At 58.5% G+C, this 26,144-nt stretch carries 25 protein-coding genes and 1 pseudogene; 17 read left to right on the forward strand and 9 right to left on the reverse strand.

The window, feature by feature from the left end; genetic code table 11:
• Positions 1-190: 190 nt before the first annotated feature.
• The 3 genes from repC to repA form a co-directional block, all read right to left on the reverse strand.
• Positions 191-1,450: a plasmid replication protein RepC gene (repC, locus tag AC1DYF_RS13975; protein ID WP_477877323.1), complete on the reverse strand. Its 1,260-nt coding sequence runs from the start codon at positions 1,448-1,450 to the stop codon at positions 191-193.
• A 235-nt stretch (positions 1,451-1,685) separates the two neighbouring features.
• On the reverse strand, positions 1,686-2,732 hold the full coding sequence (repB, locus tag AC1DYF_RS13980) for a plasmid partitioning protein RepB (RefSeq protein ID WP_477877324.1): 1,047 nt from the start codon (positions 2,730-2,732) through the stop codon (positions 1,686-1,688).
• Positions 2,732-3,943: a plasmid partitioning protein RepA gene (repA, locus tag AC1DYF_RS13985; protein WP_477877325.1), complete on the reverse strand. Its 1,212-nt coding sequence runs from the start codon at positions 3,941-3,943 to the stop codon at positions 2,732-2,734. The genes repB and repA overlap by 1 nt, the downstream gene beginning before the upstream one ends.
• A 353-nt stretch (positions 3,944-4,296) precedes the next feature.
• Here repA and traI point away from each other — a divergent pair, with 353 nt between their 5' ends.
• From traI to AC1DYF_RS14050, 13 genes are all read left to right on the forward strand, one after another.
• Positions 4,297-4,923, forward strand: a complete 627-nt coding sequence (gene traI, locus AC1DYF_RS13990; protein ID WP_477877326.1) for an acyl-homoserine-lactone synthase — start codon at positions 4,297-4,299, stop codon at positions 4,921-4,923.
• Between the two features lie 3 nt (positions 4,924-4,926).
• Entirely contained in the window at positions 4,927-5,898 is a 972-nt protein-coding gene (trbB, locus tag AC1DYF_RS13995) for a P-type conjugative transfer ATPase TrbB (protein ID WP_477877327.1), read from the forward strand.
• On the forward strand, positions 5,888-6,265 hold the full coding sequence (locus AC1DYF_RS14000) for a TrbC/VirB2 family protein (protein WP_477877328.1): 378 nt from the start codon (positions 5,888-5,890) through the stop codon (positions 6,263-6,265). Before trbB ends, AC1DYF_RS14000 begins: the two co-directional genes overlap by 11 nt.
• Positions 6,258-6,557, forward strand: coding sequence for a conjugal transfer protein TrbD (locus AC1DYF_RS14005; protein ID WP_477877329.1), 300 nt, complete (start codon positions 6,258-6,260; stop codon positions 6,555-6,557). Before AC1DYF_RS14000 ends, AC1DYF_RS14005 begins: the two co-directional genes overlap by 8 nt.
• Before the next feature lie 10 nt (positions 6,558-6,567).
• On the forward strand, positions 6,568-9,024 hold the full coding sequence (locus AC1DYF_RS14010) for a conjugal transfer protein TrbE (protein ID WP_477877330.1): 2,457 nt from the start codon (positions 6,568-6,570) through the stop codon (positions 9,022-9,024).
• Entirely contained in the window at positions 8,996-9,799 is an 804-nt protein-coding gene (gene trbJ / locus AC1DYF_RS14015) for a P-type conjugative transfer protein TrbJ (RefSeq protein WP_477877331.1), read from the forward strand. Before AC1DYF_RS14010 ends, trbJ begins: the two co-directional genes overlap by 29 nt.
• Complete coding sequence (trbK, locus tag AC1DYF_RS14020; protein ID WP_477877332.1) at positions 9,793-9,969, forward strand: entry exclusion protein TrbK; 177 nt, start codon at positions 9,793-9,795, stop codon at positions 9,967-9,969. Before trbJ ends, trbK begins: the two co-directional genes overlap by 7 nt.
• A gap of 5 nt (positions 9,970-9,974) precedes the next feature.
• Positions 9,975-11,153: a P-type conjugative transfer protein TrbL gene (gene trbL / locus AC1DYF_RS14025; RefSeq protein ID WP_477877333.1), complete on the forward strand. Its 1,179-nt coding sequence runs from the start codon at positions 9,975-9,977 to the stop codon at positions 11,151-11,153.
• 23 nt (positions 11,154-11,176) lie between these two features.
• On the forward strand, positions 11,177-11,839 hold the full coding sequence (locus tag AC1DYF_RS14030; protein ID WP_477877334.1) for a conjugal transfer protein TrbF: 663 nt from the start codon (positions 11,177-11,179) through the stop codon (positions 11,837-11,839).
• Positions 11,840-11,855: 16 nt separating this feature from the next.
• Positions 11,856-12,668 carry a P-type conjugative transfer protein TrbG gene (gene trbG / locus AC1DYF_RS14035; RefSeq protein ID WP_477877335.1) on the forward strand — a complete coding sequence of 271 codons (813 nt, stop codon included), beginning with the start codon at positions 11,856-11,858 and terminating at the stop codon, positions 12,666-12,668.
• 2 nt (positions 12,669-12,670) lie between these two features.
• Positions 12,671-13,108, forward strand: a complete 438-nt coding sequence (gene trbH / locus AC1DYF_RS14040; RefSeq protein ID WP_477877336.1) for a conjugal transfer protein TrbH — start codon at positions 12,671-12,673, stop codon at positions 13,106-13,108.
• A gap of 12 nt (positions 13,109-13,120) precedes the next feature.
• Positions 13,121-14,422 carry an IncP-type conjugal transfer protein TrbI gene (trbI, locus tag AC1DYF_RS14045; protein ID WP_477877337.1) on the forward strand — a complete coding sequence of 434 codons (1,302 nt, stop codon included), beginning with the start codon at positions 13,121-13,123 and terminating at the stop codon, positions 14,420-14,422.
• Between the two features lie 204 nt (positions 14,423-14,626).
• The gene (locus AC1DYF_RS14050; RefSeq protein ID WP_477877338.1) at positions 14,627-15,328 is read left to right on the forward strand and encodes an autoinducer binding domain-containing protein; all 702 of its coding nucleotides are present in this window, start codon (positions 14,627-14,629) and stop codon (positions 15,326-15,328) included.
• Between the two features lie 3 nt (positions 15,329-15,331).
• On the opposite strand, the gene AC1DYF_RS14055 is transcribed toward AC1DYF_RS14050, so the two are convergent.
• Positions 15,332-15,691: a transcriptional repressor TraM gene (locus AC1DYF_RS14055; protein WP_477877339.1), complete on the reverse strand. Its 360-nt coding sequence runs from the start codon at positions 15,689-15,691 to the stop codon at positions 15,332-15,334.
• Between the two features lie 172 nt (positions 15,692-15,863).
• Here AC1DYF_RS14055 and AC1DYF_RS14060 point away from each other — a divergent pair, with 172 nt between their 5' ends.
• The gene (locus tag AC1DYF_RS14060; RefSeq protein ID WP_477877340.1) at positions 15,864-16,106 is read left to right on the forward strand and encodes a helix-turn-helix domain-containing protein; all 243 of its coding nucleotides are present in this window, start codon (positions 15,864-15,866) and stop codon (positions 16,104-16,106) included.
• Positions 16,107-16,238: 132 nt separating this feature from the next.
• On the opposite strand, the gene AC1DYF_RS14065 is transcribed toward AC1DYF_RS14060, so the two are convergent.
• The 5 genes and pseudogenes from AC1DYF_RS14065 to traA all read right to left on the reverse strand — a co-directional run bounded on the left by AC1DYF_RS14065 (position 16,239) and on the right by traA (position 23,380).
• Positions 16,239-17,492, reverse strand: coding sequence for an ATP-binding protein (locus AC1DYF_RS14065; protein ID WP_477877341.1), 1,254 nt, complete (start codon positions 17,490-17,492; stop codon positions 16,239-16,241).
• 224 nt (positions 17,493-17,716) lie between these two features.
• On the reverse strand, positions 17,717-18,325 hold the full coding sequence (locus tag AC1DYF_RS14070) for a TraH family protein (RefSeq protein WP_477877342.1): 609 nt from the start codon (positions 18,323-18,325) through the stop codon (positions 17,717-17,719).
• 15 nt (positions 18,326-18,340) lie between these two features.
• Entirely contained in the window at positions 18,341-19,504 is a 1,164-nt protein-coding gene (locus AC1DYF_RS14075) for a conjugal transfer protein TraB (protein WP_477877343.1), read from the reverse strand.
• On the reverse strand, positions 19,494-20,060 hold the full coding sequence (traF, locus tag AC1DYF_RS14080; protein ID WP_477877344.1) for a conjugative transfer signal peptidase TraF: 567 nt from the start codon (positions 20,058-20,060) through the stop codon (positions 19,494-19,496). Before traF ends, AC1DYF_RS14075 begins: the two co-directional genes overlap by 11 nt.
• Positions 20,057-23,380: pseudogene (gene traA / locus AC1DYF_RS14085) on the reverse strand (Ti-type conjugative transfer relaxase TraA). Before traA ends, traF begins: the two are co-directional and overlap by 4 nt.
• 254 nt (positions 23,381-23,634) lie before the next feature.
• Here traA and traC point away from each other — a divergent pair.
• The 3 genes from traC to traG are packed head-to-tail and all read left to right on the forward strand — an operon-like array spanning position 23,635 to position 26,069.
• The gene (traC, locus tag AC1DYF_RS14090; RefSeq protein WP_477877345.1) at positions 23,635-23,931 is read left to right on the forward strand and encodes a conjugal transfer protein TraC; all 297 of its coding nucleotides are present in this window, start codon (positions 23,635-23,637) and stop codon (positions 23,929-23,931) included.
• A 4-nt stretch (positions 23,932-23,935) separates the two neighbouring features.
• Positions 23,936-24,151, forward strand: coding sequence for a type IV conjugative transfer system coupling protein TraD (traD, locus tag AC1DYF_RS14095; RefSeq protein ID WP_477877346.1), 216 nt, complete (start codon positions 23,936-23,938; stop codon positions 24,149-24,151).
• Positions 24,138-26,069 (forward strand): Ti-type conjugative transfer system protein TraG, encoded by a 1,932-nt coding sequence (traG, locus tag AC1DYF_RS14100; protein ID WP_477877347.1) that lies wholly within the window; start codon positions 24,138-24,140, stop codon positions 26,067-26,069. The genes traD and traG overlap by 14 nt, the downstream gene beginning before the upstream one ends.
• The last annotated feature ends 75 nt before the right edge of the window (positions 26,070-26,144 follow it).

Raw genomic sequence — 26,144 nt, forward strand, 5'->3', positions numbered from 1 at the left:
GATGACGCCAGCTTCTGGAGCATGGAAATTGAGATTGCTGTGTCCGAGCGCAGTGAATGCAGGAAGCTCTATCGCTGAAGTCCGCATCTCTTACCTCTGCCATCCAACTGTTGCGGTGGGTAGGGTAACAGCTGTTACCCTACTGGAATTGGCTCAGTAAGATTGATGGGGGTAACAGCTGTTACCCCCATCAATTGCCGTATCTCGAATCCGCAAGCCCGAACAAACTGCGCTCCAAATTCAGCTTTCCATCGATTGCACGTTCGACCATCGCCCGGAAGTAGCCACCCGGTTTCGAAATATGATCCGGATCGCGAATATACTTCTCCAGAACCGTGGCCAGAATCGCACTTGCTGCAAGAGGGCCGACCTTCGTGTGGCCATCAGCCCATCCGGCCTCGGACAGCCCAATCATCCGCCGGAAAACCTCTCCGGACCGCGCGATTGCGGACCAGCTATCAAATTCGATGCCAGTCATCACCTGCGCTTCACGGCAAGCTGACTTGAGTAGGCCGATAGAAACCGCGCCCAACACGTCAGCTTGGATTGAGCCGACTTGACGCTGTGGTTCAGGCGTCAATTTATCTTGCCAATTTGCCGGCGGTCCGCCAGGCTTTTTTTCTAAAGCCGTTTCGGCAGCGGAGCTGCCGTCAGTTAGTTTGAAGTTCCGCTCGTTAGAGCGGATCCGGTTTTTCTTACTTTCAGAATAAGGTTCTTGGGTTGTAGTCATATTAGGCGTGACGTTGATGTCACCCTCGCATGACAAACTAAGGGTGGTATCTTTCGGTCCGAGCGACACGACCGCCCGAGCATGCAGGGATCTCAAGTGCTCTGCGCGTGCATGCAATCCATCCAAGGAGAGTCCATCCTGCAGCTCTTTTCGAAGAGAGTCCGCTTCGTCGGGATACGCAACGCAAAGATCTTCAATAGCGCGAGAAAGGCGAGCAATGTCCCGTTTCGCTGCAAGATCTTCGTTTAGCTTCGAGTGGTATTCATTGACCGCATTTCGGATCTCGGCTGCGCGTACACGGGCAGGGGTGAAATCGATGCCGTACCCCGTAAGCATTTCACCATTCTCGCTTCGGTAAACAAACCGCCGTCCTGTTGAGCTGTCTCGATAGGCCGCGACGCCGAGTTCAACGAGCCTCCTGATGCAGCGAATGACGGTTCGCTCCGAGCGCATCGTGTATTCAGCCAGTTTCGCATTGGAAATGGCAACTACAGGCCGGCCGTCGCCCTTCCAGTCATCGGTCCGCGACAAGCCGAGGAGAATGTCCATGACGTGATAGGTGGTTCCGTCTATGCCGAGCACTGGCGCGGCACGTTTCAGAAGCAGCGCGATCTCGGCTTTACTTGTATCTGGAATATCGTTGGCCATCGCGAGGCGCGCACTGGCAACGATGCCAGGCGTCACGCGTCTGAATGAAGCTACATGAGCTGGTTCGGTCATAGCAACCCTGCTGCGTCCTCGAGGAAAACGCAGTTCCCATCATCAGATTGTCAGGAAGCCCGCGGCATGCGCGCACAAAAATCCGGCCTCTGGGGTTACAGAGACTTGATTATGAGCGGCGACCGTCTTAGAATCAGTTTGCTAGAGCTGATGCTGACGGTTCGACTACGATCCGTTGGCTAATGGATTGGGGTCTACCGATTGCAGTCGGTGGACCCCCTTCAGTTTCTGGGGTTCAAGTCATCTCAGAATCCTTTTCCTGATTAGCCTGGAATTCGTCCACCAGGTCCGGCAGCCGTTGCAGCAGCCATGCCGAAAGCCCTGGGAGTCGATTGTCTGGAATGGATATTCTTGTCCCCGTTTCTGTCCGCTTTGCCGAGATCAAAGCACCGTTGGCGACCGGGATCTCGATTATTTCCGAGGAAGACTTTGGGGATTTTGCTAACGCGTCCAAGATCAGGCCGAAACGCTGATCGCTGTCGCTCTCGCTCCAGGCCTTCGAAGCTACAAGCTCGTCGATCGTCATCTGCTGCGACGCGCTTAAACTACGATCAATGATGAGGGCGCCGAGCTTTTCCCATCTCGGCCGGCCAACCGCGGGCGCGGAGCCGATCTGTCGAATGAGGCTCTCCGGAATCAAAGCAACGGTGTTCGTTAGAGTCGAAATATAACTTATTTTTTGACCCTCTTTTCGCCCAAGAGCGTTCGAGATCGTTTCGCGCGTATAACCGCGATCCTTCAACGCGAGGGCGAAGAGACCCTGCTCGACAAAGGACAGGTTCAATCGCTCGGAATTTTCAATTCCCTGTGAGACCACCAGTTCTTCATCGGTCATTTCCCGGATGATTGCTTTCACCGGACGCTTGAGGATCTGGCATGCTCGAAGCCGGCGATGACCATAGGCTGCCTGATAGTGACCGGCTTTCCCACCGATGGGACGCACGAGAATAGGAAGCTTCTGTCCGGACTCTTTGATGCCTTCAACGAACGCATCAAAGCTAACATCGCCTTCAATGTCGAGACGATCACTCACGAAGGAGGGGATGACCTTTTCGGGGTCGATCTCCACGATAGATTCAGCCGAGAGAAGCTGATCATGCAGACGCTTGTTTTCCTCCTCAATTGATACGAACGCGCGGTCCATCGACTTGACGGCCGTCGAACCCACACGCTTCTTGTCTGTTTCAGAGGAGGCCGGGGACGATTGCCTGGCAAGCGCATCGGGATCAACGTTCCCGAAAAGAGACTTCATGCGCTGATTTCGTTCGCGCGGATTGACCATCACCTACCCCACACCTGTTTGATGTGCTGGAAGATCTCGTCATTGACGGCATCGACGGATTCAAGCGCCCGGTTCAACGTGTCCCGGCTCACACTACCCCGCGTAAGCTCGTAGAGGCTTTTCTTCTCAAGACCGGCACTTGCGATGGCGGTCGTATCAACGACTGCAGGTGCAAGGACATCGTCCTTGAACAAGGACCGAAGGAGAGTGACGACGTTGACCTGCGGCCCATCGTTCGGATTGTGTCGTGTGATGACGTAACGAATAAAGTCGTGGCTTAGAACGCCCCCACGTTCCTCAATGACGTGCATAAGATCGCTCATCATAGCGAGGAACTGGTTCATACTGGCTACGTCAATCATAGCCGGATGGATCGTAATGAGCAGTCCGGTTGCCGCACACAAGGCGCCAAGTGTCAAATATCCGAGTTGGGGTGGGGCATCGATAAGTACGACGTCATAGTTTTGCTCCACCTCTGCAATTACAGCTGCAAGCCTCCGGAAGAAGATTTCATCTCCTCGGCCATACCCTTCAGCTATCGCCTGCGGCGTCTCATGTTCATATTCCATAAGTTCCAAATTAGCCGGAATCAAATCGATCCCGTCGAAGTAGGTGTTCCGAATGACATCCTGTATTGGGCGGCGGCGATCGTCGTACCGGATTGCCGCATAGACCGTCTCGTTCTCGTCGACATCAAACTCCGGCTGATATCCGAACATTGCTGAGAGAGAAGCTTGAGGATCAAGATCAATGGCGAGGACACGAAGACCTTTGATGGCGAGATAATGAGAAAGATGGACTGTTGTGGTAGTCTTGGCAGATCCACCTTTAAAATTAGCGACGGCTATGACCTGCAGCTTGTCGCCTTCACGGCGCCGCGGGAAGAAATCGAGCGCTTCTCCTGGGCGTTTGCGGGCAAGGTGCTCTCGGATCTGGTTGACCTGCGAAAGGGTATAGATACGCCGCCCGTTGTCCTGCCGATCTGGAATGGCGCTCTCTCCATCCAAGGACATTTGCCGTAAGGTCGATTCCGCGATCCCAAGCAGCATCGCCACCTCGCGTGAAGTAAAGGTCTTCAACGACTTCGCGGTCTCGGGTTCGTACAGACGCTCGCGTATCGACTGCAATTGTGCCGATAGCAATTGGGACTGCCGACTGATCTTGTCCGCAGAGGATTCAAGTGGTTCGCTGAGCCGCGCATTCGTCTTCATTTTGCCTCACGACGGTTTTTTCATGATCGTCGCTAAATTTCCGTCGAGGGCACAGTTACCCGATTCCGTGTTCGCGTCAAACGATAGTTGGTTAACGAAACCTTAACAACGGGAATTGCTCGTCGCACCATTTCGTTAAAATATACAACATTTTCAATGCGTTTCCCGCCAAAGGCCAGACACGTCACAGACGGCCTACTGACACTTTTGTTAGTAAAAAACCCCTCTCAAGACCTCTGGCGAGCCTGCTGGAAGAGAAAAAACCGAGAATCACCGCTAACACTTTTGCGAGTAGATTGGCTGCTCCACCCCGTGCACACCTCCCGCGACGATTCACGCAGGAGGCCCGTTCAATGCACCTAAAAGCGATCCGCCATGCCAAGGCGCCCGAAGATCTTCAACTACTCGACCAAATGCATCGCCTTCGTGCGACGGTATTTGGCGGGCGGCTTTCCTGGAAAGTTCAATGCTTCGATGGCAGAGAATTCGATGAATTCGACGCCTTGTCACCCACTTACATCGTAGCGATCAGTTCCGACGAACGCGTCGTCGGATGTGCCCGATTGCTGCCGGCAACCGGCACGACAATGTTGCAGACAGTCTTCCCACAGCTCCTCCACACTGGTCACCTTGCCTCTCATCAACGCATGATCGAAAGCTCACGATTTTGCGTCGACACTGCTTTCATCGAGGGGAGGGCAGGGGGCTCGCTTCACAATGCGACCTTGGCGATGTTTGCCGGCATCGTCGAGTGGTGCATGCTGAACGGCTATTCCGAAATCGCGACCGCAACCGATCTCCGGTTTGAGCGGATCCTCAAGCGCGCCGGCTGGCCAATGCGCCGCCTCGGCGCCCCGGTAATGATCAATGAAACACACAGTGTCGCTGGCGTCCTCGCAGCCGACCGCGCCAGCTTCGATCTTCTCCGTCCACAAACCTATCGCTCTTCGTTCGCCATCTCTAAACAGAAGGCAGCGTGAGACATGATGAGCTCACACCATCGCTCACTCGCGCGCCTGGTCAGCAAACTCCAGAATGCCCTCGGCGATCGCCTTTGTGTCGCACTCGAGGATCCAAGTGTGGTTGAGATCATGCTCAATCCGGACGGCAAGCTCTTCATCGAGAGATTGGGGCACGGAATCGCGGCCGCAGGCGAGATGCCACAGGCCGCCGCAGAAACCGTCATTGGCAGTGTTGCCCATGTCCTCAACTCTGAAGTCGATGATCGAAGCCCCATCATTTCCGGCGAACTGCCGATTGGCGGCCACCGGTTCGAAGGATTGTTGCCGCCGGTCGTCGCTGGACCTTCGTTTACGATCCGGAGGCGCGCGTCACGACTGATTCCGCTCGACGACTATGTTTCGAACAAGACGATGACGGCAAACCAAGCGGCAATCATCCGGAGCGCCGTCGCCTCGAAACTCAACATCGTCGTGGCCGGCGGCACAGGTTCGGGCAAAACGACCCTTACCAACGCTATCCTCGGTGAGATCGTTCTTCAGGCACCTGAAGACCGGCTAGTCATTCTCGAAGACACTGCGGAAATCCAATGTGCAGCCGACAACGCCGTATGCCTGCATACGAGCGATACCGTCGATATGTCGCGTCTGCTGAAAAGCACGATGCGACTGCGTCCCGACCGCATCATTGTGGGAGAAGTCCGCGATGGTGCGGCGCTTACGTTATTGAAAGCCTGGAATACCGGTCATCCGGGCGGGATAGCGACAATACATTCGAACACCGCACGCTCAGCCCTGCAGCGGCTCGAACAGCTAACCGCTGAAGCCAGTCAGCAGCCGATGCAGGCTGTCATCGGCGATGCCGTCGATCTCGTCATTTCAATCGAGAGAACGCCCAAGGGACGGCGGGTTTCGGAAATCCTCCATGTCAGCCGCTTTGTGGGCGGGCAGTACCAAATCGAACCCTACGCAGAGGAAGCACTCGATGCAGCTTAAATGGAAATTCAGTTCGCTTAGTTTAGCCGCTATCGGTTTGGTTCTTCTGGCTTTCCCCGCACTCGCCAGTTCAGGCGGCAGTCTTCCGTGGGAAAGCCCTCTGCAGCAGATCCAGGCATCCATCACAGGTCCTGTTGCGGGTGCCATCGCCCTGGCTGCCGTCGCGATCGCCGGCGGCATGCTGATCTTCGGCGGCGAACTGAACGACTTCGCCCGGCGGCTCGTCTACATCGTGCTTGTCGCCGGCATCCTACTGGGTGCGACAAACATTGTCGGCTTGTTCGGCGCAACCGGCGCATCGATCAGTGCTGTCGATAATCAGTTGGCACCTCCGCAACCGAATGGCGGGGAGGTTGGTCATGGCTGAGTCATTCACGGGCCTTCAACGAAATCGGATTCATCGCGCTCTTTCACGCCCGAATCTCCTGATGGGCGCCGATCGGGAATTGGTCCTGATCACCGGTCTCGCCGCTGTCATTCTAATCTTCGTTGTGTTGACCACTTATTCCGCGCTCTTCGGCGTGGCTGTGTGGATCGTGATCGTCGGCGCGCTTCGCATGATGGCCAAATCAGATCCTCTGATGCGTCAGGTGTATATCAGGCACATTTCCTACAGACCTTATTACAAGCCAACCGCTTCGCCTTGGCGCAAATACTGAGGAGGCCGTTTTGGTTGCTCTTAAACGCTTTCGTGCCACCGGCCCATCCTTTGCGGATCTCGTTCCCTATGCCGGTCTAGTCGACAATGGCGTCCTTCTTTTGAAAGACGGAAGCCTGATGGCCGGCTGGTATTTTGCCGGGCCTGATTCCGAAAGTGCCACCGACCTCGAGCGCAACGACCTGTCGCGGCAGATCAATGCAATTCTGTCGCGGCTCGGAAGCGGCTGGATGATCCAAGTCGAAGCCGTCCGGGTCTCGACCTTCGACTATCCATCGAATGACCTCTGCCATTTCCCCGATGCCGTCACACGTGCGATCGACGCGGAGCGTCGGGCGCATTTCGAGCGAGAGCGGGGACATTTCGAGAGCAAGCACGCGCTGGTCCTGACCCATCGGCCGCTTGAGTCCAAAAAGACGGCTTTGAGCAAATACATCTATTCCGACGAGGAGAGCCGCAAGCAGACCTATGCGGACACGGCGCTATTCATCTTCAGGAACGCGATCCGCGAGATCGAGCAATACTTCGCCAACACCGTTTCGATTCGGCGGATGGAAACACGTGAGGTTCGCGAGAGGGGAGGGGTGCGCATCTCCCGCTATGACGATTTGCTCCAATTCGTCCGCTTCTGCATCACCGGCGAGAACCACCCGATCCGACTTCCAGATGCTCCCATGTATCTCGACTGGGTTGCCACTGCGGAACTCGAGCACGGGCTGACTCCCAAGGTCGAGAACCGTTTCCTCGGTGTTGTCGCACTCGACGGCCTGCCGTCGGAGAGCTGGCCCGGGATTCTCAACAGCCTCGACCTGATGCCACTCACCTATCGCTGGTCGTCGCGCTTCATCTTCCTCGATGCGCAAGAGGCGCGCCAGAAGCTTGAGAGGACGCGCAAGAAGTGGCAGCAGAAAGTCAGGCCTTTCTTCGACCAACTTTTTCAAACGCAAAGCCGGTCAGTCGATCAGGACGCGATGACGATGGTCGCTGAGACGGAGGACGCGATCGCGCAAGCGTCATCGCAGCTTGTTGCCTACGGCTATTATACGCCCGTGATCGTTCTCTTCGACGGCGATCGCGAAGCGCTGCAGGAAAAAGCCGAGGCGATCCGAAGGCTGATTCAGGCCGAAGGATTCGGGGCAAGGGTCGAAACGCTCAATGCCACCGACGCCTATCTTGGAAGCCTGCCAGGCAACTGGTACGCCAACATTCGCGAACCCCTGATCAATACGAGCAACCTCGCAGACCTGGTCCCGCTCAATTCGGTCTGGTCGGGAAGCCCGGTCGCACCATGCCCATTCTATCCTCCGAATTCGCCACCGCTGCTGCAGGTCGCCAGCGGCTCGACGCCGTTCCGGCTCAACCTGCATGTCGACGACGTCGGCCATACTTTGGTATTCGGACCAACCGGCTCTGGGAAGTCAACGCTTCTGGCACTGATCGCCGCCCAATTCCGGCGCTACGAACGCGCGCAGATATTCGCCTTCGACAAGGGCAGCTCCCTTCTGCCGTTGACGCTGGCCGCCGGCGGCGATCACTACGAGATCGGCGGTGACCATGCGGAGGAGGGGAACGCCTTGGCTTTCTGCCCGCTCTCGGACCTTGCCACCGACGCAGACCGTGCCTGGGCCACCGAATGGATCGAGATGTTGGTGGGGCTGCAGGGCGTCACCATCACGCCCGATCACCGCAACGCAATCTCTCGGCAGGTAGGCCTAATGGGCGGCGCACCCGGGCGCTCGCTGTCGGATTTCGTGAGCGGGGTGCAGATGCGTGAGATCAAGGACGCGTTGCATCATTATACGGTCGATGGTCCCATGGGCCAGCTTCTCGACGCCGAGACCGATGGGCTAACGCTCGGTGCCTTCCAGACTTTCGAAATCGAGCAACTGATGAACATGGGCGAGCGTAATCTCGTGCCCGTCCTCACCTATCTCTTCCGCCGCATCGAAAAGCGCCTCGACGGCTCGCCAAGCCTGATCGTGCTCGATGAAGCATGGTTGATGCTCGGCCACCCGGTGTTCCGAGCCAAGATCCGCGAGTGGCTGAAGGTTCTTCGCAAGGCCAATTGTGCGGTTGTGCTTGCCACACAGTCCATTTCAGACGCAGAGCGCTCCGGGATCATCGACGTGCTGAAAGAATCCTGCCCGACGAAGATCTGCCTTCCGAATGGAGCCGCCCGCGAGCCCGGCACCCGCGAATTCTACGAGCGGTTCGGCTTCAACGCGCGCCAGGTGGAGATCGTTTCGAACGCCATTCCCAAGCGAGAATATTACGTCGTCTCCCCTGAAGGCCGGCGGCTGTTCGACATGGCGCTCGGTCCCGTGGCGCTTAGCTTCATCGGTGCATCCGGCAAGGAAGACCTGAAGCGCATTCGAGCGCTTCGTGCCGAATACGGCCGCGACTGGCCGATTCACTGGCTTCAGATGAGAGGAGTTCACGATGCCGCATCGCTGCTCAACGTCGAATAGAATGATCGCCGCTCTCGCGGCCATTGCCCTGGCGATCGGCAGTACAGTGCCCGCCGATGCCGGCACCGCCACCGGTGCTGCGACCGAATGGACGCAGGTGCTGAACAACGGGGAGCTTGTTGCCCTGGTTGGAAAATCCGGCGAGCAAATCCAGAACCAGCTCACTCAGATCAATCAGTTGGCACAGCAGATCGAAACGCAGTTGAACATATATCAGAACCTGCTGCAGAACACTGCAACCCTTCCGTCGCATATGTGGGGGCAGGTCGAGAGTGACCTCAGTCAGCTCCGGAGCATTGTCGATCGGGGCCAGAGCATCGCATTCTCGATGGGCAATGCCGACGACGTGCTGCAGCAGCGATTCCAGAGCTATTCGACGCTGCAGACCAATCTGCCAAACAATGAAACCTTCTCCTCGACCTATCAAACCTGGTCGGACACCAACCGCGACACGATTGCGAGCACGCTGAAGGCGGCAAGCCTCACGGCCGATCAGTTCGACAGCGAGGAAAACACCATGTCCTCACTGCGGTCCATGTCGGAAACGGCCGACGGCCAGATGAAAGCTCTGCAGGTGGGCCACGAGATCGCCGCGCAACAAGTCGCGCAGATGCAAAAGCTTCGTGGTCTCGTCTCCCAGCAGATGACAATGATGGGAACCTGGCTCCAAACCGAGCAGACCGACAAAGACCTGGCACAGGCACGCCGGGAGAAATTTTTCGGCGCAACCGCGCCTTCCACTTCCGGCGGCGAAAAGATGAAGGTGGAATGGTGAGAACCAAAGTGATCCTGACCGCGATCGCGACCATTCTTGCTCTCGGGAGTGCCGGCATCTGGTTCATCATCCCGGAAAAACAGGCGGCACAAGAGCGTCATGCGAAGTTCTTCGACTCGTCGAAAGATTACGCAACCTCGGGCGGCGAGAAAATGAAGGTCGAATGGTGACGCCCATGAACACGAAACAACTCGCCGCGCTGCACGCGGCATTGTTCGTTGCAGCCTGCGCTACGCTCTCGGCACAGCCCGTACTCGCGCAGGAGGGCTCGGTACTGACCTCCCTTCAAACCCAGATCACGACTGCCGCGAAAGGGTGGGAAACCACCGTCATGGATGCGGCAAAGTCACTGTTCTGGATCCTCGCGACTATTGAGATCGGGATCGCAGCCGTTTGGCTGGCGCTCCAGGCAGCCTCTCTCGATAGCTGGTTTGCCGAGCTAGTCCGAAGGATCATGTTCGTCGGCTTCTTTGCCTTTGTGCTGGCGCAGGGACCGAGTTTCGCCAAAGCGGTCGTCGACAGTCTCTTTCAGATTGGCGCCGGCGGTGGCACCGCATCGCCAGCGGACGTCTTCAACGCGGGACTCGCCGTCGCGACCAAGATGTCGGAGAAGATCCAGTTCGGCCTTTTCGAGGACAATGCGCTGGCGATCTCGGCCGCCTTCGCAATGGTTGTCGTGGTTATTTCGTTTTCGCTCGTCGCAGCAATTTTCGTCTCTGTCATGGTGGAGATGTATCTCGGCCTGCTTGCGGGAATGATCATGCTTGGTCTTGGAGGGTCGTCGTACACGAAGGACTTCGCCATCCGATATCTGATCTACGCCTTCTCGGTGGGCATGAAGCTCATGGCATTGGTCATGATCTCTCGCATCGGTTCGGAAGTGCTCATTGGGTTGGCAAACGAGCCAGACGTCGGCGACCAGTTCCAGACGGCGCTTGCGATTGCCGGCATCGCTGTCGTGGTGTTCATCATCGCAATGTATGTGCCGAACATCATTCAAGGCGTTGTTCAGGGAGCTTCGGTTTCCGGAGGCATGGAAGCGATCCGGCACGGCGGTCAAGCGGCGTCCTTCGGAGCCGGGGCGGGCTTCCTCGCGGGCGGCGCAGTCGGCGCGGGCTTTCAGGCCGGGCAGGCGGCGCGTGCGGCTGGATCGTCGGTCGCGGGCGCTGCGTTGCGAGGGATCGGTGCTGGAATCGGATCGGCGGCCCAAGCTGCCGGCTCCGCAGGGAAGGAGAAGGCGATCGGCGCTCCCGGCGCCTATGCGGGATCGATTCTGGGTCTCGCCAATGCCAAGCTGGCACAGAGCCGCGGAAGTCACGGCGGACCAAAGCCACCTCCCGAACGCAAAGATTAACAGCAATCAGAAAGCGATGACCGATGGAATCGAACCGCGTCCCGGAAAACCCCTACATTGCTGCGCGGCAGGAATGGACGGAACGATACGGATCGTATGTGCGAGCCGCCGCTGGATGGCGCATTGTCGGAATATTGGGCCTGACCATGGCCGTGATTGGCTTTGGATATGCGATGTATCTCAGCACGCAGGTCAAGCTTGTGCCCTACATCGTCGAGGTCGACAAGCTGGGAACCGCCGTGACGGCCGGTTTCCCCGAGCAGATCGAATATGCGGACGTGCGGGTGGTGCGTTCGACGCTCGGCAATTTCGTCACGAGCTTTCGTTCGATCACGCCGGACGCGGTGGTCCAGAAACAATATATCGACCGAACTTATGCGCTGTTGCGAATGTCCGACCCGTCGACCGAGAAGGTCAACGCCTGGTTCAGAGGCAATTCACCGTTCGAGAAAGCAAAGACTGCAACAGTCGCCATAGAAGTCAATAACATCGTGGCGCTCTCCAACCAGACCTACCAGATCGACTGGACCGAATACGAACGGGATCGCAAGGGCAAGGAAACGGGCACACGCAGGTTCCGCGGGATCGCGACGGTAGCACTGACCGCGCCGCAGGACGAGGCGACCATCCGCCTCAATCCGATCGGTCTTTATGTCCGCGATTTCGACTGGACAGCGCAGCTCTAAAGGCAAGGAATTCTTAATGCACAGAACTGGATTGATGGCAGCCGCCGGCTGCATGGCTGGACTCGTTTTCGCGATGGGCGCTCACGCCCAGAGCATGACGGCCGATGAGCTCAAGGCCACCAGGCTATCGAACAAGTGGCGGGGAACGGCTGGCCTCGTCACCACGGGACCGGACGGAAAGGTGATCTTCCTGTTCGGCGAAACGCAGCCCTCCGTCGTCTGCTCGCCACTTCAGGTCTGCGATATCGAGCTGCAGGGCGGCGAAATCGTCCGCGACGTCCTGGTCGGCGACACCGTCCGTTGGAAAGTCGAACCGGCAACATCAGGCGCCACCGGTGGACAAGCGATCCATCTGATCGTGAAGCCATCGGAGCCCGGTCTCATCACCTCGATGGTCGTCACAACGTCGCGGCGCACCTATCATATCCAGCTCAAGTCCCATCCGAGCCAATACATGGCCCGCGTCGGCTTCGAGTACCCAGAAGACGTCTCGACCAAACTCGCTGACATCAACGCGCGGATCGAAACAGGTAGGTTCCCTGGGGCAGCGCCCGACAAGTTGAGCTTCTCTTATTCGATCAGCGGAAGCGCGCCCTGGCGGCCAAAGCGGGTCTATTCGGATGGTGAGAAAACCTACATCCAATTTCCAAGATCGATCTCGGGACAGGATGCACCGGTCTTGTTCGTCGTCTCCGGCGGCCAGAACCGCATCGTCAACTATCGGATGAAAAACGACATGATGATCGTCGACTACGCAGTCGACAGGGCGATCCTCGTGTCCGGTGTTGGCTGGCATCAGCAGAAGATCACGATCAGGCGGGGAGGCTAACCATGCGCAAGCTGATAGTGCTTATCCTGACCGCCGCCGTCATATCGGGCTGCCAAATATCGAAGGACGTGTTCTCCACGAACGCGATGCCCACCACGGTCACCGGAGCGGCCGCGGGCGCTATCGCCGGGGACCTGGCGAGCAGGCTCGTCGAGCAAATCGGCACGTCGCCAAAAGCACCGATCAAGATGGAAACAGATTCCACCGAATTTGCTACGGCACTCGTGGCCGCTCTCAAGGGCTGGGGGTTCACGGTCATCACCGACGGAAAGGCTCCCAAAGACGCAAAGCCCGTGGAACTGACCTATTCGATCCTCAACGTCGATGGCCAGTTTCTCGTTCGCCTGTCGACGCCTTCGATCGCACTTGGGCGTGCATACATCCCGACGGCAGCAGGAGCGACACCTGCCAGTCCGCTTTCGATCATGCAGCACACCTGACCGGAGAAGTTCATGGTTCAGTCGCTTCAGCTTGGTGCCTCCGGCACTACAGACGGCCAGCAAGGCATGCGCCGCCTCAATCGCTTACCGATTATTGTGGCCGTCGCCATTGTGGTGCTGTTCATCGGCGTTGTCGTCATCGGCATCTCTTGGCGCGGCCTCATCTTCAACCGCGACAACGGCCTCGACAGCGCGTCGAACACGCCAGCAACCAACTTCGGTGATCAGCTCAAAAAGGGGATTACTGACGGGATCATCGGCGATCCAGACAAGCAGGAGATGTTTCAGCCAACGCCGGTCGTCGTCGCAAAAGACGACAAGCCGAAAACTGCTATCGAGCGTCCACTGGAACGGCAGAATAATCAAAAATCCCGGATTGAATCGGACGAGGAGTGGAAGGAACGGCTAAAGCGAGAGCAGGACGAACAATATATCCGCGAGGCGCAGCGCCAACGGATGGCGCGGCTTCAGGCTCGCGCCACGGCGCTCGATTCGCCGCTGAAAGTCGACATCTCAGAAGTTGAGAAAACCGCAGCAAATCCCACCGATCCCAGCCGTCAGAATACGACAGCGACTACGAGCAATGCATCCGATCTCTATGCCGCCGCCATGAAATCCGGCCTCGCGGGGCAGACCGTCGATCAGAACGGCCAAGCGACCAAGGAGGATTTCTTCAATCAGGATATCAAAGACCTGGGCTATCTGCCGAACAAGGTTGTACCGCAGATGTCCCTCTACGAGCTGAAGCGCGGCTCGGTCATTCCTGCCACTTTGATCACCGGCCTCAATTCCGATCTTCCGGGCAGGATCACAGCGCAGGTCAGCCAGAGCGTCTACGATAGTGCTACCGGTTACCGCCTGCTCATTCCGCAAGGCGCCAAATTATTCGGCCGTTATGATTCCAAGGTGTCCTTTGGCCAGGAGCGCGTTCTCGTTGTCTGGACCGACCTCATTTTCCCGAATGGATCGACCCTACAAATTGGCGGCATGGCCGGCACCGATGCCGAGGGCTATAGCGGTTTCAGTGACAAGGTCGATCGCCACCTCTGGCGAACATTCGGATCGGCTGCCCTAGTCGCATTGATCGGAACCGGGATCGACATGTCTATGCCTCAAAGTTCGACGCTCGAGACACAAGAGACGGCGTCCGATGCTGCTAGGCGGAATTTCGCGGAATCGTTCAGCCGGGTCGCCGAGCAAACGATCTCGAAGAATCTGGACGTCCAGCCGACGATCCAAATTCGACCTGGCTACAAATTCAATGTCCTTGTCGACCAGGACATCATTTTCCCATCTGCCTACAGGGAAAACTGAGCGGAGCCTATTTCAGAGGTTGAAAACAAATGTTGCGATACAATCACACATTCGCGATAATATTACTAATATAATCATGTTTTCGACGGGAAAGCTTGATCCCTGCGATAGCGCAGTTAGAGCACTAGCATGCCTCGATTTTTGAGGCCCAATAAGAAACATGCAACCTGGTTGCGTTCATTACCTCAAACGGGAGGACGTGAATTGAATCAATGGTTTGAGAAGCTCACTGAAGTGGTCGTGCTTGCCCAGGACGAAAGCGGCGTCAAATTCGCGCTTCAGCGCGCGGCGATGAACGCTGGATTCTGCGCCTATGCCTATCTGAGTTTGCAAGCCGAGATGCCGAAGGCGATCTCCAGCTATGCGCAGGCGTGGCAGCAGCGGTACTTTGAACGCCACTATTCAAAGATCGATCCAATTGTGCGGGACGCGCACAGCAGGATGGAGGCGTTCGCCTGGTCGAATCGAGCGACCCCGAAAATGACGAAAACCCACCGAACGTTCTGCGACGAGGCCTCGGAGTTTGGTATTCGATCCGGCGTCTCAGTCCCAATCAGAACGGGGTTTGGTCGATGGGCCATGCTCACCTTTGCATCCGATGACATTGATTTCGCCGAGCAGCAGTCATTGAATCCAGTTGCTGCGGCTGCGGCTGTCGGTCAGGTTCACTCGCGCCTCGAACTGTTGCGCGTGCGACCAACGCGTCATCAGCCCGTTCGTTTAAAGGCAGATGAACTTACTTGCCTGAGATGGTCTGCGGAAGGCAAATCCATGAAGGCGATTGCCACCATTGAGAACACGTCTTATGCGAATGTTGCCTTCTTCATCCGAAATGCAAAGGCGGCTCTTGGCGTGTCGACGCTTCCTCAAGCGACCGCGATGGCGAAGGAGCTCGGGATCATTTAACAGCTAGTGCGCCTTCGGCTTCGTCATTTCGGGAACATAACCGAGGATGTCGAGAAGGGTAGAGACGACAGTTTGCTGAGCGTGAACTGCGATCATCGCGGTGACGTAAGCTCGATCGATTTCATTGTGTCGATCGCCATCACCGGTCGAGGCTTCGAGCATCGCTTCGAGCCGCACAGCTTCATCCCGTAGGCGGCGGTGTTTTTCGACTTCCTGGACGACTAACTCCTCGACTTCCGACGGATCCCTGCCACGCAGCAAGCCGATCAGGGGCCTCAACACCAATTTATCATGCGAAACCGGGTCGTTGTGTTTTTCGTGCACTCTATCCACCAGCATTAACGGTGCGGGTCGCCACTGCATCTATTTACCAAGCCACGTGCGAAGACCGCAATTTACTCAAGCTACGTCACATCCGTGCGATGCCTATTAGCGAATTTGGACACTTTCGCAAAGGGTTGGCGTCGCCACCTAGGAAGGCGCTTACATACTATAGTTGATAAACTTAAAGTATGTAAACGGCGATCTTCCGCGCATGGATATGCGCAAACTGGTCGGCTCGAACTTCACGCGCCTGCGTCGGGAGAAGGGCCTGACGCAGGAGGAAGTCGCGGCTCGATCTGGCTACAGCCAGCAGTACCTCTCAAGTCTCGAGCGCGGCCGACGCAATCCGACCGTCATAACGCTCTATGAAATTGCTCAGGCTCTGGGAGTAAGCCACGTGGATCTGATCATGCCGGCTGATGACGCCGAACTCCATGGAAAATCCGACCTGTGATATAGAGCTTTCGGCTGAAGACCCGCCTTCATGACATGTGCGTCATATGGACACGTCGGATCGAATTGCAGAGGAAGGGATGTATTTGAGTTGGTTGGTAGAGTTTGGCGCCGAACGCCGCTGGCCCGGGGCTCACATGGTCCACAGTAGCGATAGCGGCGCTGCCTGGAGCTTTTCTCCAAATGGCGTGACTCTGTCGTGATCGTGTAAGACGAGCCCACGCACGAAACGCTCGCCGACCGCGTCTTGTAGCTGGCGCAGCCCGCGAAAATCGTCAGATTTCACCGTTGCTGACGCCTTTACTTCTATGCCAACGATCCTGCCGCGCCGATCCTCGATGATGACGTCGACTTCATCTTGGTCTCTCGTTCGGTAGTGCGAGAAAGATAAGCGCCGGCCTGACCAGGATGCCAGCTTCAGCAGTTCCGAAACCACGAAGCTTTCAAGCAGAGCGCCAAATCGGGTCTTGTTGTCGCGCAACGCATCTGCCTCATCCTCTCGCAAAGTGGCAAGCAATCCCGAGTCCAGGAAGTGAAGCTTTGGTGTCTTGACGAGCCGGCTCAACCGGTTGTTGGACCAGGGGACAAGTGTCCTGATCAGAAAGAGGCGCTCAAGGATAGCAACATATTTCTGTGCTGTAATGTTCGACAATCCAAGCGCTGCGCCGAAACTGCTGTAGTTGACCAATTGTCCGGCGTGCTCCGCAAGGACATCCAGCAACCGTGGGAGCCTGTCTAACTGGTCGATGTTTGCGATGTCGCGCACATCGCGGTCCAGGATCAAATCCACATAGTCTTCGAGCCAAGCGGTCCGCCGGTCGGTCGTCGGCCGGCGCAAAGCTTCTGGATAACCGCCCTGTAGCACCGTCGCTATCAGGTCGTCACCAACCACCGTGTCCTCCCCTGTAGAAGGCTCCTCTCCGGCAAACAGCCGATCCAGCAGATGACCCGGGGTGGATCGGATCTCAGATTGGGCAAATGGCAACAGTGGGACAACAGCCATACGACCAGCGAGCGAGTCTGCAATTGCAGGAACGGTGGCCAGATTGGCTGAGCCCGTGAGCAAGAACCGACCAGGCTCATCATCGCGATCGACGCTTTCCTTGATCGCCAATATCAATTCGGGCGCCCGTTGCACCTCGTCGATCACGGCCCGTTTGATGCCTCGGACAAAGCCGATCGGATCGGTCCTTGCTGCATTAAGCGTACCGAGATCGTCGAGGGTGATAAATGGACGATCGGAGCCAGAGACCTGTCGCGCAAGGGTCGTCTTTCCGGCTTGCCGCGGGCCGGCGATGAGCACGACGCGTGTGTCAGCCAGCGCAGTTTCAACAATCGGTCGGGCTTTTCGTTCTATCAGCTTTTTCGGTGGCGGTGAGTCTGTCATCGGCTATCATTAACCGAGTCGTCGGCCAATTTAAAGTATACGCCCGGCTAATTTTAATTTTCGCCACGGCTAGTTAAAAGCAACGTCAGCCTCGCTCGGACCGCACTCCTGACAAATTGTAAGGGTTGAAGGCCCGGACCAACCTCTGGGGAGTTACACTAATATCATGCTTTTGAATCGCACTAATTTTCTGCATTTTGACCGCATAGAAGGACAACCCAACGCTAATGCTGGCCACCGATCCGAGAAAGATCGATCCGGATGCCAGCGTCTTGCACCTTCGATTGAGAAGACGCGCTTGGCTCAACAGGTTGATCGGCCGTCGTTGGCACGTCGCGCTGGACGGCACCGCTGGGTTGCTCGACTACCGCACTGCCCGGATCCTTAACCTGAAACACGCTCTCTCCCTCGAACTCGCCCGTTTTCCAGGAATAAACGGCGTCCTCGAATATCTGTGGGAAAACGTCCGCACTCTTGGGGTTTCCATACCATTTGGCGACGATCCGAAGGATCTTGGCGAACATCGTGGTGCCCATGCGAAGGTTCGCGCAGGGCTCGACTATATCCGCTTTCAGTTCCGATGCGTCCTGCACGCCGACACCAGCTGGAAACTGCGTGAGGCCCACGCGAACGACTGCATGCCCCACACTCTGCCGGATGATCTCCATTGCCTGATCCGTCGTTGTCGCTTTCGGAACGAGGATCAACCGTCCCCCCGATTTCACCGTGATTGCGAGTGGATCGGGATTTCCTACCGCATCAAGGAATTGCTCGACGATCGCGGGTTTCAGGGAGGGATCCGCGCATTGTTTGATCAAAATGGCGTCCAGCATCGATGGCTCCAGAGCTCAGCTGTTGAAGGAAATGACGAGGGGTTTGGCGAAGAGACGCGCCCAGGCTTCAGAGCTGGCACGTTGAATTGCGACGACGGACGTGCCGGCAGTCCACCAATCGTTGCCTACGGCAACGATGATGTCCGGATCGTGCGTCATCGATTGAAGGATCGGCCAGACGATCAGTTGCTCGTAGCATATCAAGGGCGCAATGCGCGTCCCGGCGACCTGGGTCACTGGGTTTTCGAAGAAATGGGGGTGGGTTTCGCCACTATCGCCCGTCCAGACCTGCCACGGCTGCCACATCGAACCCGGAACAGGCATCCGCTGCCGGTACACGATATCGCTCCGGTGCTCGGTGATGGTCAAAAGAACGTTGTCGTAGCCGGATGCCTGGACGACCGAGGCTCCAGCGAGGACCGTCAATTCGCTACCCTTCAATTCCTGTTGCCAAAGACGGCGCACGGTCGGTGTCCAGAAGCCCAAAGCGCTTTCCGGGAGAACGATATTTTTGATGCTGCCGGATGCATCGTCTCTAACGGTGGCAATCAGGGCACGGTGGTGTTGAATGCTTGCGTCACGTCCGAGAGATGCACCGAGTTCCAGATCGACACCGCGCCAGCCATCGGGTAGAGGCGCCTCGGTCCAGATCGCGGCGGACCAAAGCCAAAAGCCCGTGAAGGCGATGGCGACAGCCGGCCACATGCGGGTTACGAGGCCCATGAGGCCGGCTGTCATTGCCACCAGTCCCCACCACCCCCATCCAGGAAACAGCACGCCGGCCGCCGTCACGGGATGCGCCCAGCCGGTGATGCCGAGGGGCGGAAACGCCATAAGCACCGCCGCCATGAGATAGAGAAATGGACGAAGGCGAGCATGCCTCGTCCAAAGGATCGCATGCACGGTGACAAAACTTAGGGATGCGCAGAGCCACAGAGCAAAGCCCGGCCATAGGTCGGACGCATAGAAAGCCGCGACGCCTTGTGGAAGACCGCGCGATGCCGCCAGGAAATACCCGGCAGAGACGAGCGCCACCACAGATCTGCTTTGCGCTCGCGCCCAAAGAATTGGAAACGCCAATGCGATGGGGAGCAGTAGGACGTGACCACTCCACCCGACCGACCCGGCAATGATCGCAGCGGTGATCAGCAGCGTTGGTTCGAGTTGATCACGGTGCATAGGTCAGGACCTGTTGTGCCAGACCAAGAATGCCGGAGGCTGGGACGGGACCGAAATAGCGGGAATCGTAGGAGCCCCCGAATGACGAGTGCAGGAAGACGCGACCCGCCGGCACGATCCCGCCCCCGAACGGCGTCAACGGTCGTCCCAATCCGTCTCGATGCCGAAGATCGGAGCGAGGAACTGGATGTCCATCGATGCTGACGCTTATGCCGATGTCGACGCGCTGTCCGGCGATGGCGATCACCTTCTTGATCAGCGGGGCGATGCCGCCCGGGCAAAGGCCGGAGCGCAGATAACCGCGACCGCGCGCCTCCTGCATGGCCGCCGTCCGCGGCGGGCAAATGAAGACGACATCGCCAGCGGCAGGTGGGCGATTGAGCTTGACGATACGCCAGAGACCGAGCGGTTCGCTCGGGGTGAGGTTGATCCGATAGCCGCCAAACCCGGCCATCACGATTGCAGCAAGAAGCACTGCTGTGACCGTCGCCACGGCAGGAAGGAGTGGTGTGTGAGGCCGCCGCGCAGGCGCCATTTCCATGTCAGGCTTGTTCATTTCAGCGACAGTCCCTGACCCTTGGTCTGGCGCATCGTCTCTGCCTGTTTCACGGCTTCGACGGTTCGCTCATGCGCACTGAGTTTCTGCACCACGCGCATCAGGCTCCAGGCCGACTGGACTTCTGCCTTCTGACCGGGGCTCATGCCCGCAGTAATCGTCTTGAAGGTTTCACCATTGGTGTCCTTGGCGGCCAAGGGCAGGAAGGTGCGTTCACCGAAACGCTCAGCGACCGCCTTGGCAAATCCCTCCAGTTCCGCCTTCACCATCTTGTCGGCCAGCGCGAATTCGAGTGCCGACGGAAGGTCGTTGCGATCAATGGCGTCGCGCACGCGCTCGAGTGTCTGACGCGCATTCGGAGGGAGTGCCGGAATGTCAATCGACACCTTGCGGCGGACCGCCACTTCCTCCGCCTGATAGCGTTGTTCTGCTAGGCTGCGCTGGCGCATATAGTCGCCAAGGCTTTGGGCCAGCGCGGGAACATTCCGCTCGGCGCGATCGCGGTCATGCTTTTCGACGCGACTTGCGAGCAAGCCGGATTTCCCATTGAGCGGACCAAAGCTTTCCGGCTGGCTGGAAATCTTCGCAAGCGTGTCTTTCGCGACCGCCTCGTCCTTCAGCATGGCGTCGACGTTGACTGATTTGAAAGCGGCTTCGGGCTGCGCATAGACCAGATGGAAACGGGTCGACACGTCCTCCCATTGTTTCTTCAAACCAGGGTCTGCTTCGAGCTTGTCGGCGACCGCCTGTTCGACAGTTTTCGGGAATGTCGCGATACCGGCAACCATCGGCCTGGTCTCCTTGCTGCTTTGCGAGTGGGTTGGTTTGGGGGCTTTGGCGAAGCCGAGTTTGGCGCCAATGGCGAGGAGCCGGTCGGCAAGATCGGCCAGTTTCTGCTTATGGCGGATCGTCCATTCTAGCCGGTCGCGGGCAACGGTTCGGGCCACGTTTACGAGATGCAGGCCGCGCGCTTCTGCAAACCGCAACGCTTGGCGATAGAGGCTGCCCTTCTCGTAATCGAGCGTGGTCTCCTTGGCATTCTTTCGCGACAGGATCTTTATCAGGCCGCCAGCGAAAGCGAAGGATCGAGAGCCGTAATAGACGCGGAGATCCTCACGATGACGCGTCATCGCCACATAGGTCAGATGGCGATCCAGGGAGAGGGACGCGAGCACCTTCACCCTGTCTACAGTGGTGCCCTGGCTCTTATGGATCGTGGTGGCATAGCCATGGTCAAGATTGTTGTAGAAACGCTGTTCGACGGTAACCTGGCGGCGGTGCTCGCCTTCGCCGATCTCTGCGACAATGCGGTCTTGAGCGGCTTCGACGACCTTGGCGAGCATGCCGTTCTTGACGCCCAGCGAGCCCTCGTTCTTCAGGAATACGATCTGGTCGCCGGGCGCGAAATTGCGGTCTCCGTCCTCCGTCCGGAAGGCGAATCCTTCGCCAAGGATGCGGCGCTCGACGAGCTCGGCCCGTGCCATCTCATTGAGCGTGCGCACATCACGACGGAGGTGGGCGAGGATCAATGTCGTCTTGGTCGGATCGTAGTCCCGGTTCCATTCCGCGACGAGGTTTTCGACGGCTTGAGCTTTTAGTTCAGAGCCTACTATCCGGCCACTCGCACGATAAGCATCGACCGCCTTGCTGACATTGCCGCGCGCAAGATCGAGCGACGCGTCGCGCATCCATTACTCGCGCTGACGATAGATGGTTTCGAGTTCGGCATAGCCGATGCGATCGGCAATCGCTCGGAACGCCGCCCCCGCTTCGATCGGCTGAAGCTGTTCCGGATCACCGACCAAGACAAGCTTGGCGCCGGCCTTCGTCACCATCTCGACCAGGTGCGCCATCTGCCGCGACGACACCATGCCCGCCTCGTCGAGAACGAAGACGGTCTTTGCGTCGAGCTGGTTTCGACCTTGGTTCCAGCGAAGCTCCCAGGACGAAAGCGTGCGCGATGCGATCCCCGCTTCCTTCTCCAGTCCCTCCGCCGCCTTGCCGGCGAGCGCGCTCCCAACGACACTATATCCAGCCGCTTCCCACGCCTCGCGCGCTGCCTTCATCATCGTCGTCTTGCCCGCGCCGGCGCGACCGATGACGGCCGCGATCCGCTCGGGTCCCGCCACATGCTCGATCGCTGTCCTCTGCTCCTGCGACAAACGAGAATGGCGCGCAAACGTCGTCTCCAGCACTGCCCCCCGAACGCCATGGGAAGATCGCCCAGAAAGCCAGATTGCGCGGTTTGCCATCTCCGCTTCCAGCCGGATCAGCTCACGCGTCGTGTACTTCGCCGGCACCTGGGTCCCGGTCGCAAACGAGATCCTCTCGCGCTCGAGACGCAGCGCCTCGGGGCTCTGCAGAACGCGAGCCATTAAGCTCTGGAATAGGGCAGCATCGTCGACATAGCGATGCAGAGCTTTTGCCACGTCGCGCGCATCGAAGACGCTTTTCTCACGGGTGATCAGGTCGAGGACGATTTCCGGCCGACGCTGGATGCGACGAGCGTTCTCACTTCGTCGTGCCTCCTGCAGCTCGATCCGCTCAAGCTTAGGTGAGCCTGCCGATGACTGTTTTTCCGCCTGCTCCGCCTTACGGTCGATGGCCGTTGCGCCGACACCGATATGGATCGTCGGCTCAACGTCGATGCCCTGCTTTTCGAAGGATCGGCCATCGATCCGGATATCAAGATCGGCCATCGCCAGATGCCGGTTCTGGCAGGCGAACCAGCCGTCGCGAAACGCGTTGAAGTCGTCGAGGCTTCCGGCCCAGAGTTCATAGACGATCTTGCCAACGTCGTTGCGGATCGGATTGCCGTCCGGCGCGAGAACCGCGACCTTCTTGGCGCCGAACCCGTCTTCGATGAGCGGCCGAAGCGTCGTCATCAGATGCACGTGCGGATTGCCCGGCGCATCATGATAGACCCAATCGGCCACCATGCCCTTCGCGGTGATGTGGTGTTCGACGAAGTCTCGAACAAGCGCGATATTCTGCTCGGCCGTCAGTTCGATCGGCAGCGCAATCGTCACATCCTTGGCGAGCTGGGCATCGGAGCGCTTCTCGAAATCCTCGACCCGATTCCAGAACGCTTCCGACGCACCGGAAACCGAGCGATCGGCGATCATCGCCCGCAGCCATTCAGGTGCATTGGCTGGGACGACGAACTCTTCATGCAGGAGGCCCAGCTTGCGAGTGTAATCGATCGTTCGCGCTTCCCGCTCGTATTCCATCTTGGCGCAGTGCCGATAGGCCGCCGACAGCACGGCGCTGCGGCCGGAACCGCGGGCAACGACACTGACGGAGAAATGAGGAACGGCCACGGCGGTCTGAGCTCCCGATTGCAAACGAAATCGACGCATTCGTCGAGGGCGGCGGCCCCGCCAGGGGACAAAAGCAGAGCGTCGCATCAGCGACGTATAATTGCGCCCTTGGAAGCCGCTCCTTCGGAACGGCCGGGATCATGCTTAAAGGCGTTGGCTCCGCCAACTCGCATTTCTGTTAGTAGATCGGCACGCCGATCTCGTGGAATCTCACGCCGTTCAAACTGTGAAACGGCATGAAAGGACGACCGGGAATGAAGAAGCCTTCCTCCAAGATCCGCGACGAAATCGCCAGACTCCAGGAAAAGCTCAAGGCTGCGGAAACGCGCGAAGCCGAGCGGATTGGTCGGATTGCACTGAAGGCCGGCCTTGGCGAAATCGAGATCGAGGAAGGCGAGCTCCAGGCGGCCTTCGAGAATCTGGCGACACGGTTTCGCGGAGGACAGGGCGTTTCGACCGGAGGGAAGAAGGGCGACGGGGCCGCCAGTACCGGCGCTTCGACCGCGACGGTCCCGCCTGGCGCGGCTCAGAGCGGCAATGGCGAGGCTTGAGCGAATGGCGAGGACGACGACATCCGATGCCCGCAAGAAGGACACTCGCGAGAAGATCGAGCTCGGCGGCCTGATCGTCAAGGCAGGCTTGCGATACGAGAAACGCGCGCTCCTGCTCGGGGCGCTGATTGAACTCAGCTCCCGGCTGAAGGCTGACGAGGGCGAGCGGGCGCGATTGATCGCGATCGGGGCGGAGGCGTTCAGCGATGACGGCGAATAGGTTTGCTCTCGCCGTCGCCCCGGTCGTGCTCATGATGTTGGTCGTCATCGGCATGGCCGGGGTCGAGCAATGGCTTTCGACCTTCGGCAAGACGGAAGCCGCGAGGCTCGCCTTGGGCCGGGCTGGAATCGCCGCTCCCTATGTCGCCGCCGCGGCGATCGGCGTGACCTTCCTGTTCGCAAGCGCCGGCGCGACGAACATCAAGTTCGCAGGCTGGGGCACCGCCACGGGAAGCATCGCGACGATCATGATCGCGGTGATGCGCGAGGCGACACGTCTTGCCGCTTTCACCGGGCGGGTTCCGGTGGGCAAGTCCATCGTCTCCTATCTCGACCCCGCGACGATGATCGGCGCGGCCGCGGCACTGATGGCGGGATGTTTCGCGTTGCGCGTCGCGCTGATCGGCAATGCCGCCTTCGCCCGGGCCGAACCGAAACGGATTCGGGGACAACGGGCGCTCCACGGTGAGGCCGATTGGATGAAGATGCAGGACGCGGCAAAGCTCTTTCCCGACAACGGTGGCATCGTCATCGGCGAACGCTACCGGGTCGACAGAGACAGCGCGGCAGCGCGCTCGTTCCGTGCCGACAACGCCGAGACCTGGGGCGCCGGCGGCAAGTGGCCGCTGCTGTGCTTCGACGGTTCGTTCGGATCCTCGCACGGCATCGTGTTCGCCGGTTCCGGCGGCTTCAAGACGACGTCCGTGACAATTCCGACGGCCCTCAAATGGGGCGGCGGCCTTGTCGTCCTCGATCCGTCGAATGAGGTGGCGCCGATGGTGCTTAAACAACGCAAGAATGCTGCGCGCTTCATTCGTATTCTCGATCCGAAGGAACCGGAAACGGGGTTCAACGCGCTCGACTGGATCGGTCGCTTCGGCGGGACGAAGGAGGAGGATATCGCCTCGGTCGCATCGTGGATCATGAGCGATAGCGGCGGTGCGCGTGGTGTCCGCGACGACTTCTTCCGCGCATCGGCCTTGCAGCTGTTGACCGCGCTGATCGCCGACGTCTGCCTGTCCGGTCACACCGACCAGGAGCACCAGACCTTGCGTCAAGTGCGTTCCAATCTGGCCGAACCCGAGCCGAAACTGCGCGAGCGGTTGCAGGAGATCTACGACAATTCGAACTCGGACTTCGTGAAGGAAAACGTCGCCGCCTTCGTCAACATGACACCGGAAACCTTCTCCGGCGTGTACGCGAATGCGGTCAAGGAAACGCACTGGCTATCCTACACCAACTACGCCGCGCTCGTATCGGGATCGACCTTCTCGACCGACGCGCTCGCGGACGGCAAAACCGACGTGTTCATCAACATCGACCTGAAGACGCTGGAGACGCATTCCGGGCTCGCCCGGGTGATCATCGGCTCGTTTCTCAACGCGATCTATAATCGCGACGGCGCGGTGAAGGGTACGGCGCTCTTCCTCCTCGATGAGGTCGCACGCCTCGGCTACATGCGCATTCTGGAAACCGCGCGTGATGCAGGCCGCAAGTACGGCGTCACGCTCACCATGATCTATCAGTCGATCGGCCAGATGCGCGAAACCTACGGCGGCCGCGATGCGTCGAGCAAATGGTTCGAGAGCGCGAGCTGGATATCCTTCGCCGCGATCAACGATCCGGACACCGCCGACTACATCTCGAAGCGCTGCGGCATGACCACGGTGGAGATCGACCAGGTCAGCCGCAGTTCCCAGTCGAGGGGATCGTCACGGACGCGGTCGAAGCAACTCGCAGCCAGACCGCTGATCCAGCCCCATGAAGTCCTGCGCATGCGCGCCGATGAGCAGATCGTGTTCACGGCCGGGAACCCGCCGCTTCGCTGCGGCCGCGCGATCTGGTTTCGGCGCGAAGACATGAAGGCGTGCGTCGGCACGAACCGGTTTCACAAGATCGGAAAAACGCTCGAAGCCTGACGGATCCGGCCGGCGCGCAGTGCAACGAGCAAGGCTGATCCGGGAAAATGAAGAGTATCGGAGAAATCAGCATAG

The organism is Rhizobium sp. P2_G9 (assembly GCF_056403475.1).